Origin of the sequence: uncultured Deefgea sp. (genome assembly GCF_947072475.1) — a bacterium.
Lineage (GTDB): Bacteria > Pseudomonadota > Gammaproteobacteria > Burkholderiales > Chitinibacteraceae > Deefgea.
This window is the reverse complement of the sequence record NZ_CAMTIA010000004.1, coordinates 37,542-51,044: the sequence shown is the minus strand read 5'-3', so window position 1 is coordinate 51,044 and position 13,503 is coordinate 37,542. Positions and strand designations below refer to the sequence as shown.

Sequence of the window (13,503 nt, the reverse complement as noted above, 5' to 3'; positions counted from 1 at the left end):
CAGGGCTTTTTTATTGACGATTAAGATTTTCGACTGGCTTTCTCTATATACATATCCACATCAGCAGTATGCAAAGCTTGCTGGATGTCGGAAAAAATCGGAGAGGCTCCATACGAAAAAGAAATCGCCAAGTCTTGCTGCTTAAAGTAAGCGTCGATGCGCTGTCGAATAAAATTCATGCGGTCTTTGATTTTTTGCAAATCATCACATTCAAATAATACAACAAACTCATCACCACCAAATCGAACTAGAGCATCCGCAGAGCGCATCAAAATGCTCATCTGTTGAGCAAAATCCTTAAGCACATCATCTCCTCTTCCATGCCCATAGCTGTCGTTAACCAACTTAAAGCCATCAAGATCAATAAATACTAAGGATTGATAGTTTTTAATTTCTTTGCCATCTAAAAACGAACGCATGAAGCAACCGGTCAGCGGATCAATCTTGATACTGCCTTTCAATTTATCTTCATACACACTGCAAATTACAAATGTCTGCCCGTGTGAAATGATTTTCTGTCTATAGGTATGAAATAATATTATGTTATCGCCATTTTCTATGGTTTCATCAGAAATCAAAAAAGCCGACTCGCCATCCAGTAACTCTCGATCTAAAGCAATGCACGTTTTATAGTCAGGGAATTTTTCAAGCACTTCAGCGATGGGCAAATCGACAAGATCCATACCCAAATACGCTTTATGGCTATCATTATTAAAGACAGCTTGACCATTAGAATCTCGAATAATCACCAAAGCGTCACTGCTATTAATTAAAGATGACGTTAGTATATGATTTTTATCGCTATCATTTGCCACCGCAGCCAAATAATTAAAATTAATATAATCTGCCCTATACTCACTCGGCAAGTCATCTAGTCTCAATATATTATATTTATCTATCAGCTTAATTTTTTCAATTGATAAAAGAACTTCACCCTCACCTTTACTTCGATTCAAATCATAAATAGCGCGATCTAGCACATGCAACAATCGTTCGCTTCGTACGCGATCAATATGGCAAACACATTTCTCGGTGGGCTTAACATTGATTAATGCTTCTGGTTTTGACAAAAAGAAACCTTGGCACTTTACACTTTCAAATTGTTTAACCAGATTAAACTGTTGCTCATTCTCTATATGCTGAATAACAACATCTTTATTTAAAATAAAAACAATCGATTCATACAAAGCTCTAAGCAATGAAAATGCAACGTAGTCATTCTCAATACCTTTAACTAAACTTCCATCTAGTTTGATAAAGTCTACATTCAAATCAGCCAATAGCTTTGTTCCCTTATCAACACCGTAGTTATTGATAGAAAATCTAATTCCAAGTAACTTTAATTTATTAATATTTATATTAATCAAATCTTTATCGCAAGAAAAATTCAAACCCATTATTTCAAGCGTAATATTTTTATGTACCAAGAAAAAAGGTAAACTTTTTTCCATAAAAAGGTCCGACTCTAAGCTGTCAGCTGAAATATTTATTGAAACTTGAATTTCAGAAAGATCGGCATTGCTTTTCAAATCTAAAACTACTTTTTCAATCACCAAGAGGTCAAACTCAACTTTATCTGCGACTGCAGCAACAAACTCTTCTACCGATTGATTTAGGCTTGGGTTGGGTCTTAATAACGCCTCATAAGAATAAATTTTCCCATTGCAATATGCGGCTTGATACTGAAAACTACTATTTGCTAGCATTGTGTTTTTTCTACTTTTACTGAGTAAAGCGAGTTTATGCAAGCGCAGCGCTACTGACAACTCTTGTTTTTAGTAAAAATAACTAAACTAGTTAACCAGAAAATTTAAGTGTAAAAATACACAAAATAAAAATTAAATACATAAAAAAGTCCTGATTTAATCAGGACTTTTTAAATAACTAGACTTGTGCTAGCCATTAATGGGTAATCGACATAAACCCTGTCAACAGTAATCCCACCACGCCAAAATCAGTATCGCCAAAAGTGGTACCGGCAAAGCCCAATGCGCCTAAGCTGCCTAATAGCAAGGCCGGCAAAAAGCTAATCAACAGACCATTCACAAACGAGCCGACGATTGCGCCACGTAGTCCACCGGTGGCATTGCCATACACGCCAGCCGTTGCACCGGTAAAAAAGTGCGGGATTAAGCCCGGAACAATCACCGCCAAACCGATGGCAGGGGTAATAAACATCGCCAACAAGCCGCCGATAAAGCTAAACAAGAAACCAATCACCACTGCATTCGGGGCAAATGGGAAGATCGCTGGGCAATCAAGTGCCGGTTTGGCGTTCGGAATTAATCGGTCTGAGATACCTTTAAAGGCGGGTACGATTTCAGAGATCAATAAACGCACCCCTGCCAAGATGATGTATACGCCTGCAGAGAACGTCAGCGCTTGCTTAAAGCCATATACTATGAAGTTTACGCCGCCAGATAAATTCTGCTCGATGTAATCACTGCCAGCGGCCATTGAAACGACAAAGAATAACACCGCCATGGTTAAGGCCATTGAAATCGAGGTATCACGCAAAAAACGCAGTGAATCAGGGACTTTAATGTCTTCAGTCGAGCGACCATTTTTGCCCACCAAGATGCCAATCCAACCGGCAGCCAAATAACCAAATGAACCAAAATGACCCAAGGCAAAGTTATCGCTACCCGTGACTTTGCGCGTCAAAGGTTGCAGCAAGGCTGGCATCACCACCATTAAGCAGCCCAATAATGCACCACCAAATAGCACCACACTCCAGCTGCTATAACCGCCGGTGCTGAGCACTGCCACAATCAAACACGCCATAAATAAGGTGTGGTGACCGGTTAAAAAGATGTATTTGAGTGGCGTAAAACGCGCCAGCAACAAATTAAACACCATACCCAAAATCATCACATAGGCCGTTTGCGAGCCGACTTCTTTTAAAGCCAGCGCGGTAATGCCTTCATTATTTGGAATCGTGCCCTTTAGTCCATAGGCGTGATCAAACACTTGGCGAAATACATCGAGCGAACCAATTAAGATTTGCGCGCCCGCGCCTAAAATCACAAAACCCAGAATGGTTTTAATTGTTCCGCCAATGACGTCCGAGATTTTGGCTTTTTGCAGCAATAAGCCCGACAAAGCAAAAATACCAATCAATATCGCGGGGTCAGATAAAACATCGAGTAGAAATTTAATCATCAGCTTGGCCTAGATTTATTGATTGAGTTTTAATTCAAGCGCGGCGCGCACTTCGGCTTTATCCATAATATTGCGCACCCCGGCTAATTGGCGGCTGCCATCATCGAGCTGACTCATAATTTCGTGCGAGCCGACAAATAAATCCGCCACTTCGCCTTTTGCCGAAAATAAATCGGTATGACCCACTTCAGCAATCACGCCCATTTCTTTAAGGACTGAATTCACCGTCATTTCCAGCATCATGCTGCTACCCAAACCATTGCCACAGACGATCATAATTTTCATGGTGATACTCCTTAATTTGAAACGCTATTAATGAGTGCCAATACGGCATCCACTGAATCGGCAGCAGCTAAAGCCGCAAATTTTTCTTCATCCATAATTAAATCGGCGAGTTGCTTTAAAGCGCGCTGATGGCTGCGGCTATCAATGGCAGAAAATGCAAATAGCATTCTGGCTTGCTCGTCGGGCTCACTACCAAAGGCCACAGGCTCGGTGAGTTTTAATAAAGACATCCCCATACCTAATGCACCGGCTTCTGGGCGGGCATGTGGAATCGCCACATCAGGGGCAATCACAATATAAGGGCCCAACTCAATGACATTGGCAATAATGGCATCGATATACGCCGGCTCAATTGTTCCTCGTGCTAATAAAGGTGCGCATGATTCACGAACTGCCGTTTGCCAATCTGGGCATGAGGTTTTAAATACGATGCTATCGGGGGTTAAAATTTCATTCAACATCTGGCATTCCTCGGTCAAGTCATTCAGCAAAATTCAATGACTTCATGCTACGCCCAATGAAAATGAATAAAACCAACAAAATACCCATAATTAATAAATTTAACCCAAGGGCATAGTGCGAATAATCCAAGTCAATAAAGTACAATCAATTAATAAATCAACTTAATTTACATAGACTTAATACCAATACATAAAAATATTATGCGTACATAATCGATTTATTTCTTTAATGCATAATTATTCATTGGAGCATAAAAATTTCCAATCCAAACCCATGGCACTATCCGCGCCAATCGCTGGCTGCAATGCTATTTCAACTCTGGGAAAACGAGCTGACTGACTGCATCACCTTGCTAGCACCGCGTGCTGGCGGCAAGAGCCATTTTTTGCAGAATGACCTTATGCCATGGCTAGAAAAACAAGGCTGGCGCACTCAGTATTTTTCTTGTGCCCAAGTCCCCAGCAAGTTTCTTGAGCTGCGCCTACGCGAAACGCTGACCGATTTTGCGATGAATGAGCATTGGCTAAGCCATCAATTGCAAAACCTATTGCGTAAAAATCCGGCCAAAGACTCGGCGGGCCCAATTGCCGCTTTATTTGCTCAGCTGCATAGTCAGAAAAAACCGGTGGCACTATTAATTGATGATGCGGATTTACTGCTGCAAAAAGAGCGCGGCATCGTCTTGCTGGCAGAAATCTTCCACGCCATGTCGCCGTATGGACAATTCATTAAAATCATTTTCACCTGCCAACAACGACACCATGCCGCGTTTCCCAGTTTGCTAGCACAACATAGCGCCTGCCTCACACTCCCCGAAATGGGCGCGGGCTATCTGGATCACTTACTCAATTTATATAAGCAGCTCACGCAAAACATCGGCCAATCCAGCGCCATGAGCGACAACTATGCAGGGATTACTTGGGGACAAATTGATCGCGCCAGCATCATGCCGGCATTTGAAAAACTACAGCGCTCGCCTGCCGCAATGCGCGCCATGATTGAAGAATTGGTGCTCGATCCGGTGAAATCACTACCGGAAGTGTTAGAGCGACAATTGCAGCGGCAACAGCAAGTGAGTATTGCGGCACTGGGTTGGGAAGATTTGGCGCGTTTGGATCGATTGCTATTGCTGGGCATTGCCGAAGGTCGGCAGCAATTTTATGAGACCAAATACCGGCTTTGGCTGGCTGAGCAAACAGGGAGTCAGAGTATTAGCGCCTCGCAAATACAAAGCAGCTTTAAAAAAATGCAAAGAAATCGGGTGATTGCGCAATTGGCGAATCAATGGCAAATCATTGATCCGCAATTGAGCAAACTATTGCGCCGCAACCCCCCATAAACTCAGTCAATCCGTGCTGACTCGGCATTAGCGCGAGTGCGGTGTAAAATCTGCCGGGTGTGTTGGGCAATCATCCATTCTTCTTGCGTAGGAATCTGCCATGCACTCACCGCACTGTCTGCGCGGCTAATACGGGCAGCACCAGCTTGATTGGCCGTTTCATCCAAATCAAGACCTAGCCAAGCCGCCGCTTGGCAGACTCGCTGCCGAATCAGCGGTGCATGCTCGCCAATGCCGGCGGTAAAGACCAAGGCATCGACGCCGCCCATGGTGGCGGCCAGCGCGCCCAATTCGCGAGCGATCCGATACACAAATAAATCCACCGCAAACTTGGCCTGAGGATCATCCGAATCGAGCAAGGTGTGCATATCACTAGATAGACCAGAAACGCCCAATAAACCCGATTGCTGATACAGCAGTTTTTCGATGGCGCGCACGTCCATTTTTAATTCATCCATCAAATACAGCACCACGCCGGGATCTAAATTACCGCAGCGCGTTCCCATCGGCAGGCCATCAACGGCGGTAAAACCCATGGTACTGGCTACGCTTTTTCCGTCTTGAATCGCGCACATACTTGCGCCATTGCCTAAATGCAGCACCACCACTCGGCGTGCTTGGGCAGCGTATTGTGGCAGCACCGACGCAATATATTCATAAGACAAACCATGAAAACCATAGCGCCGCACGCCTAGCTCAGTAATCTGCTGCGGCAGCGCAAAGGTTTGCTCTACCGCCGCTTGGGTGCAATGAAACGCCGTATCAAAACAAGCTACCTGCAGTAAATCAGCACGCTGGGCAAGTAAGATTGAAATCGGCTTGAGATTATGCGGCTGATGCAATGGCGCTAGCGCCGTGAGGCGAGTTAAATCTTGCACAATCGCCGCATTAAGCGCCACGGGCGCGGTATAAGTCATTCCGCCATGGACTACCCGATGCCCCACCGCCACCAATTGATGCTCACCCAATTGCTCGCGCAAAAAATCCGCCAAATGCGCTAACGCCCCTTCGTGGCCGAGGGCTTCACCATCAAGCCATTGTTTTTCGCCGATTAAAGCGCCCAGCGCGTCTTTGACTTTAAAGCGCGCCTCGGTATAAAGGCCTTCAAGTTGCCCAGTAAGCCATACATTAAGCGCATCGCCTTGCGCTAGAAATAGCGAAAACTTAAGGCTAGAAGAGCCCGCGTTCAATACTAAAATGGCTTCGCTCATACGGCCACCGCTTGTTTTAAATTCAGCCGCTGCGATTCGGCCACCAAGGCGGCCACCGCGCAAGACGCCAAGCGCGTCATCAATGAATCGGCGCGACTGGTCAAAATAATCGGCACGCGTGCGCCAAGTACGATGCCCGCAGCATCCGCCCCCGCCATAAAAGTCAGGCTTTTGGCGAGCATATTGCCCGACTCCAAATCCGGCGCGACCAAAATATCGGCCATGCCCGCCACCGGAGAATCGATCTTTTTGATTTGCGCCGCTTGTAGATTGATCGCATTATCCAGCGCCAATGGCCCATCTAAAATCGCGCCAGTGATTTGCTGGCGATCGGCCATTTTGCACAATGCCGCCGCTTCAACCGTTGACGGAATATCAGGGTTCACGGTTTCCATTGCCGATAAAATCGCTACTTTGGGCGCGTTAAACCCCAAGGCATGCGCCAAATCAATGGCGTTTTGTACGATGTGCACTTTGTCTTTGAGCGTTGGCAAAATATTAATCGCCGCATCGGTAATGATGATGACGCGATCTAAACTCGGTACATCCATAATAAATGCATGGCTAATTCGCCTTGCGGTGCGCAAACCCGTACTGGTACGCACCACCGCCGCCATTAACTCATCGGTATGTAAACTGCCTTTCATCAGCATGCTGGCTTTGCCTTGATGCACCAATTGCACCGCTGTTTCTGCCGCAGCTTGGCTATGCGCTGTGTCGATTAGCGTAAAGCCCGAAATATCCAATTTAAACTCAGCGGCAACCGCCGCAATTTTGCCGCGAGGTCCGACTAAAATCGGCAGCAAAATCCCAGCTTCAGCCGCCTCGACCGCGCCACGCAGCGAGCTCTCATCACAAGGATGCACCACCGCCGTGGCCACAGGGGTCAGCGCCTGACAGCGTGCGATCAAATTTTGATATTTTTCATGCGCCATATTGGGTCTCTAGAATCGATTAATCTTGGATTGAGCTACGGCGGCGGCATTGGGCCAACCAGACCCAAACCGCCAAGCACATGGTTTATTGCAGTGAATGCTGTGGCGTTTTTTCTGCCACAAATAGCGCTTCAATCTCATGTAGGCGTGCCGTCGCCACCGCGCTCATCTCTCCTGCGGCCCCTGCGATGCGCCGAATCACCTCCAATGCCGCCTGCCTTTTGGCTAAATCTGCGGGCAACATCTCCACCATGGTTGCCAAAGCGCGATCTGGATCTAAGCGCAATGAAAAATACTGCTCACGCAGCTGCTGCTTAAACTCAGACAATGGCAGCGCCTCATTTTGCGAGCGAATTAAGCGCAAAGCATTAAATGCCCGTTCATCCACGCCATCCCCGGCCATGCCGATATACAGCAAGGCGCGAATCACCGCTTCGCGCAAACCGCCTTCGGCCATATTGGCGTTAAAGTAGGCAATGCGCTGCTGGATAAAGGCGTGGCGCTCTGGCGTTATGGCTGGCATCGCCGGACAAGACGCCTCGGTAATGCCCAGCATCTGCTGCAATAGCGGCGAGCCATAAATCGAGATAAACAGCTGCTCCATCGCGCGATCGCGCTGATCTCGGTAACCATTGAGCGCGCTCATCATCTGCTCTGAGTACCACTCTTGCCATTTTAAAAATGGATTATCCGCAGCCACCGGCAGGCGATGCTGACGAACCCACTCAGCGCATTGCGGCAAAATCGACATCATTGGATTTTGATGCGAAAAAACCGATGCTGGCGCAAGCGCTGCAGAGCAGGCTTTAAAGTATTGATTAATCGGGGTATTGACCGCAAACTTAACCCAAGGCTGCACCCAACGCCGATACCCCTCTAAATTGATTTCAGACACGCGCGCCACCGTGGCAAAGCGCAATGCGTCATCTTGATTAGGCTGAACAATCTGGCGAATATCGGCCAAAGTTCGCGGCTCAAAACGCACAATCCAGTCGCCTTCAACCCATTCTGGATTAACGACCTCGGCGGTTTTGGGCGTCAGTACCGCTTCATACAAACCCGGCGGCAACACATCAATCAGATCAATATTGCTGGCAAATTCTTGATGCTCTTTTTTCGCCACGCTGCCCGAGACAAAAATACCTAGATGCCCCACATGATCGTGCACCGCATACACAATGGTTTGCCCGTACAGCCGCAGCTCATCATCACTGGCATACACATCACTAATCCAGCCCAGCGCCTGCTGTGGCGGGGTAATGTTGTCGCCTTTCGAGCAAAAACAAATAATCGGCGAGCGAATATTGCGTAAATCAATTGGCTCGCCCGCTTGCGTCACAATCTGCCCGCTCGAGAGGCGATTGCCGATAAACAGTTGATCAACAATCCATTGAATTTCTTCGCCATTTAAATTGACATGACCACCCCACCATTTTTCAAACGCCAGAAAACGTGCGCCGCCATGATCGATATCGGACCAAATCTCGTAATTTTTTCCCCACAGGGTATTGGCTGGATTGAGATTTTCAAAATTCTTCACCAAATTACCGCCATCAAAAATCCCACCCCCCAAATCGCTAGTGAGTGCGGTAATCCAACTGCCGCCGCTTAAACCACCGGTATAGCGCATTGGATTTTCACCCTCAACGCTGGCCCAATACGACAGCGGCGTGCCAGGCACAATCACCGGGCCACACAATTCAGGCCGCGTCGCAGCCAGCATCATCACCGCCCAACCGGCTTGGCAATTGCCGATGATGCACGGTTTGCCTTCGGCATCAGGGTGCAGCTCAATGACTTTTTCGAGGAATTTCGCCTCGGCATGCATGATGTCTTCTATTGTTTGCCCGGGCATCGGGTCGGGCGTAAAGCCAACAAAATAACAAGGATGCCCAGCCGCCATCGCCACGCCAATTTCACTATCGGCTTTAAAACCACCAATGCCCGGGCCATGTCCCGCACGGGGATCGACCACCACAAAGGGGCGTTTTTTGGGATCGATAACCTGCGCCGTAGTGGGCTTAACGCGAACCAATAAATAATTCACTGCAGTGGCAAAAGTGCGCGCATCCAAAACTAATTCAGCGTCAAAACTCAGCACATGCGGCACGGCCTTGGCTTGTTGCGCTTGGTTTTGTTCACTGCGCTGGCGCAGCAAATCAGCAAACAGCACCGTTCGCTGCATCGCATCAATCCAATATTCAAGCAAAGGATTTTGCGCGCAAGACAACTGTGGCTCGGCCTCGGCCGACTTGCTCACGCTGCTGGTCGAACGACGACGGGAACTATTACTTACAGATTTTGACATTTCACGACTCCACAATGGCGGTCACCCTTTTCGGGTGACTCAAACGGCAATTTGATTGTTCCGCAACAAATCGTATTCGGCATGGCCATCAACATCAGCGATTTCAAGCCGAGCGGGCGATGCGGTCGTTTTTTCATTCAGGCCATAATATGCACACCGCCATCGACATAAATTGTCTCGCCAGTTAGACGGCGCGCGTAAGGCGTTGCCAGATAAGCGCAGGTATAACCGACATCCATAATGTCAACCAACTCGCCCACGGGCGCGCGCTCTGCGGCCTCATTGAGCAATAGATCGAAGTCTTTCAGCCCAGAAGCGGCGCGGGTTTTGAGTGGCCCGGGAGAAATCGAGTGCACTCGAATCCCCTTGGGGCCCAATTCATACGCCAGATAACGGCATGACGCCTCCAGTGCGGCTTTCACTGGCCCCATCACGTTATAGTTGGGCACCACTTTACAAGCGCCGTGGTAAGTCATCGCAAATATCGTGCCGCCATCGGTCATCAAAGGCGCGGCCAATTTGGCCATGCGGATCAAAGAATGCACCGAAATATCCATCGCCAGTGCAAAACCATCGGCCGAGCAATCGAGTAAACCGCCTTGGATGTCTTCTTTTTTGGCCGAAGCAATCGAATGCACCAAGATGTCGATCTTGCCCCATTCTTTTTCTATCCGCGCAAACAAGGCCTCTAGTTCACCCGGTTTGGACACATCCAATGGTGCAAAGATCGCAGCGCCAAGGGCTTGCGCCAAAGGCTCCACATGCGGTTTAGCTTTGTCATTTAAATAAGTGATCGCCACATCCGCGCCAACGGCGCGAAAAGCCTGCGCGCAACCATAGGCAATCGAGTCTTCGTTAGCGACTCCTACCACCAGCGCCTTATAGCCAGCCAAAATAGGAGTTGGGTTTTCGATCGTCATTATGAGATTTTCCGTTAAGTTAATAGGGGCTGTTGCGCTGATCGTAGCGGCGATTTTACCCCTCAACATATTACGTCAAAATTTCAAAAAAATAACACCAAAAGTAACCATAAAACACAAATATGATGCACCGCAACAATAAAGCCCATAAGAATGGGGCAAAGTCTCAGCGTAGGCAAAAAAAATACCCCCAAATTTGGCGGTATTTTTTGCAAGCAGCGCACGCTAACACGTAGCGCAGTAAATTAAACCTGTCGATATTGCATCGCGACAATCGCCGCCACATTGCGCGCCACGCGATACAAATTATCGCTCGCGCCAGCGAGGGCTTCCTCCAGCGGCATGGCTTTATGCACGCAATCAAACACGGCATCAATGCCATAGTCATGCACAATATCCACGTCTTCCCGCAGGCAACCGCCAATGGCAATCACTGGCAGATTAAATTGCTTGGCCATTTGCGCCACGCCAATTGGTGTTTTACCAAAAATCGTTTGCCCATCCAAACGGCCTTCGCCAGTAATCACTAAATCAGCGTCTTGCAGTTGATCGGCCAATTTAGCGGCATCGAGCACAATATCAATCCCACGCCGCAATTGGCTATTGAAAAACGCCAAAGCGGCTGCGCCCATGCCACCTGCAGCACCCGCACCAGCAATCATCTCGACATCACGGCCAACTTGTTCACGAATCACCTGAGCAAACCGCGCCAATGCCGCGTCCAAGGTCTGCACCATTTCCGGCGTAGCGCCTTTTTGCGGGCCAAAAATACTCGATGCGCCATTCTCTCCAGTCAATGGATTATCCACATCGCACGCCACTTCAAACTGACATTGGGCCAAGCGCGGATCGAGCAAACTTAAATCTATCGTTGCCAAATGCGCCAAACTTGCGCCACCCGCTGGCAGGGCCTGGCCTTGTGCATTTAAAAATTGGGCGCCCAAAGCGCGCATCATGCCGGCACCGCCATCATTGGTCGCCGAGCCACCAATGGCCAAAATAAAGCGCCGAGCGCCGGCATCTAATGCCGCACGAATTAATTGCCCGGTTCCTTTACTGGAGGTAATTAATGGATTTCGCTGCGCGGCAGGCACCAAGGCCAAACCACTGGCGGCGGCCATTTCAATCACGGCAGTGATGCCATCTCCCATCAAGCCCCAAGTGGCATTCACCGGTTCGCCCAAAGGACCATGCACCGTGCATTGATGGCGACTGCCGTTGGATGAATCAATCAGCGCATCCAACGTACCCTCGCCGCCATCGGCAACTGGAATTTCAATCAACTCAACATCGGGTAATTGCGAGCGAAAAGCTTGGGCAATAATATGCGCTACCGCTTGGGCGCTGAGCGTTTCTTTAAATGAATCCGGGGCAATGACAATTTTACGCATTTCAATTTCTCCACAGCGCCGCAGCCGACGCCGTATTTGTTACTTCAACTTAGTCTCAATAAATACAACGGGTATAACCATGCAAGGCTTATTCAGCATTAACCAAGATTAAATACCCCATAAATTAATGTCGCAGTGATCGTAATACCCATACCAATGGCGGCTTCATACGGAATCATTTTCAGACGCTCTTTCATTTGCATGCCCACAGCACCAGCCGTGGAATGGAAGAAGCTACCGTGTGGCAAACTATCTAATACCGTCGCCCCCGAGTGAATCATCACCGCAGAACCCAAAGGCGCTACGCCTAAAGTAGTCAGCGTCGCGGCAAAGACTTGCGAAGCCACTGCCGTGCCTGCTGTAGTGGACGCGGTCGCCATCGACATCAAAATACCCGCCACTGGCGCTAACACATAGGCTGGCAAACCCAGGTTGGCAATGCCATCAATCAACACATTTTTGAGTTCAGAATTAGCGACAATCCCGGCCAAAGTACCCGTACCAAGCAGCATCACCGCCACCGGCAACATTCTTTGCAAACCAGCTGTGCTGAACTGATTTAATTGGCGAATTTTGCCCATCGCCAAAGTACCGGCAATCCCGCCCACCGGCAGCGCAATCAATGGATCTACTTTGATATCAAATAAAGGACGTAAAGCCAGCAAACCAATGGCCACACTCGGCGCCACGATGGCGGCGCCAAAACTTGGCAGCACTTTATTATGATCTTTGTCGTGCACTTCGCTGGCGTGCACCGCCGAACCAAAATTGCTTAAACGACGCGCCAATAGATAGGCGACCAATAGACCCACCAAGCCTGGAATCACCCCACCCATCATGACCGAGGTCAGCGATTGGTGAAAAGCATCGGCCGCAGCAATGGTATTGGGATTGGGCGACATCACATTGCCGGCCTTACCACCACCAATCATCGCTAGTAGCACCGCAAAACGCGAAATATTGGCTCGCTCTGCAATCAATAAGGCAATCGGAGCCACGGTAATCACCGCCACATCCACAAACACCCCAACCGAAGTCAGAATCATAGTCGCGACTGCCAACGCCAATAAGGCGCGCACTTCGCCGAGTTTGCCGACGATGGTATCGGCAATTCGCGCTGCGCCACCCGACTCGATCAGCACCCCAGCCAACACCCCAGCCGCCAAAATCCGCAATACGGCAGGAATAATATTTTTAGCGCCGCCCATCATTAATTCGACGGTGTACACCAAATCAGCGCCGCCAATCAGTCCGCCGATGAGTGCCCCGGCGACCATGCCATAAGTCGGCGAAACTTTTTTTAGGATCAGGCCAATGGCCACGGCCAAGGCGACAATCGCGCCCAGTGTGCTGACTAATTCCACAATAAGACTCCTTAAATCGGATGTAGCGCTTCAATAAGGACTACATTTTCTGCCGATTTAAAGCGGGAGTCATTGTGAAAACGCCCCAATATAAAATCAATTTATCATCAATTTTTGGGCGTTTTA

At 48.4% G+C, this 13,503-nt stretch carries 11 protein-coding genes; 1 reads left to right on the top strand and 10 read right to left on the bottom strand.

Going from position 1 to position 13,503, the window contains the following annotated elements; all coding sequences use genetic code 11:
* Positions 1 to 20: 20 nt before the first annotated feature.
* The 4 genes from Q0V82_RS02605 to Q0V82_RS02590 all read right to left on the bottom strand — a co-directional run bounded on the left by Q0V82_RS02605 (position 21) and on the right by Q0V82_RS02590 (position 3,908).
* Entirely contained in the window at positions 21 to 1,706 is a 1,686-nt protein-coding gene (locus tag Q0V82_RS02605) for a GGDEF domain-containing protein (RefSeq protein ID WP_297572387.1), read from the bottom strand.
* A gap of 196 nt (positions 1,707 to 1,902) precedes the next feature.
* The gene (locus Q0V82_RS02600; RefSeq protein WP_297572385.1) at positions 1,903 to 3,162 is read right to left on the bottom strand and encodes a PTS ascorbate transporter subunit IIC; all 1,260 of its coding nucleotides are present in this window, start codon (positions 3,160 to 3,162) and stop codon (positions 1,903 to 1,905) included.
* Positions 3,163 to 3,177: 15 nt separating this feature from the next.
* On the bottom strand, positions 3,178 to 3,447 hold the full coding sequence (locus Q0V82_RS02595; protein ID WP_297572384.1) for a PTS sugar transporter subunit IIB: 270 nt from the start codon (positions 3,445 to 3,447) through the stop codon (positions 3,178 to 3,180).
* A gap of 11 nt (positions 3,448 to 3,458) precedes the next feature.
* Positions 3,459 to 3,908 (bottom strand): PTS sugar transporter subunit IIA, encoded by a 450-nt coding sequence (locus tag Q0V82_RS02590; protein ID WP_297572381.1) that lies wholly within the window; start codon positions 3,906 to 3,908, stop codon positions 3,459 to 3,461.
* 305 nt (positions 3,909 to 4,213) lie between these two features.
* On the opposite strand from Q0V82_RS02590, the gene Q0V82_RS02585 reads away from it, so the two are divergent.
* The gene (locus Q0V82_RS02585) at positions 4,214 to 5,248 is read left to right on the top strand and encodes a hypothetical protein (protein WP_297572379.1); all 1,035 of its coding nucleotides are present in this window, start codon (positions 4,214 to 4,216) and stop codon (positions 5,246 to 5,248) included.
* Positions 5,249 to 5,250: 2 nt separating this feature from the next.
* Here Q0V82_RS02585 and Q0V82_RS02580 read toward each other — a convergent pair whose 3' ends face one another.
* From Q0V82_RS02580 to Q0V82_RS02555, 6 genes are all read right to left on the bottom strand, one after another.
* Positions 5,251 to 6,459 carry an acetate/propionate family kinase gene (locus Q0V82_RS02580; RefSeq protein WP_297572376.1) on the bottom strand — a complete coding sequence of 403 codons (1,209 nt, stop codon included), beginning with the start codon at positions 6,457 to 6,459 and terminating at the stop codon, positions 5,251 to 5,253.
* A complete protein-coding gene (locus tag Q0V82_RS02575; protein WP_297572374.1) occupies positions 6,456 to 7,394 on the bottom strand; it encodes a phosphate acetyltransferase in 939 nt (312 codons plus the stop codon). Before Q0V82_RS02575 ends, Q0V82_RS02580 begins: the two co-directional genes overlap by 4 nt.
* A gap of 85 nt (positions 7,395 to 7,479) precedes the next feature.
* Positions 7,480 to 9,702 (bottom strand): DUF3141 domain-containing protein, encoded by a 2,223-nt coding sequence (locus Q0V82_RS02570; protein WP_297572372.1) that lies wholly within the window; start codon positions 9,700 to 9,702, stop codon positions 7,480 to 7,482.
* 137 nt (positions 9,703 to 9,839) lie between these two features.
* Complete coding sequence (gene fabI, locus Q0V82_RS02565) at positions 9,840 to 10,622, bottom strand: enoyl-ACP reductase FabI (RefSeq protein ID WP_297572369.1); 783 nt, start codon at positions 10,620 to 10,622, stop codon at positions 9,840 to 9,842.
* 245 nt (positions 10,623 to 10,867) lie between these two features.
* Complete coding sequence (locus tag Q0V82_RS02560) at positions 10,868 to 12,013, bottom strand: glycerate kinase (protein WP_297572367.1); 1,146 nt, start codon at positions 12,011 to 12,013, stop codon at positions 10,868 to 10,870.
* A gap of 98 nt (positions 12,014 to 12,111) precedes the next feature.
* Complete coding sequence (locus tag Q0V82_RS02555; protein WP_297572364.1) at positions 12,112 to 13,377, bottom strand: GntP family permease; 1,266 nt, start codon at positions 13,375 to 13,377, stop codon at positions 12,112 to 12,114.
* Positions 13,378 to 13,503: the final 126 nt, after the last annotated feature.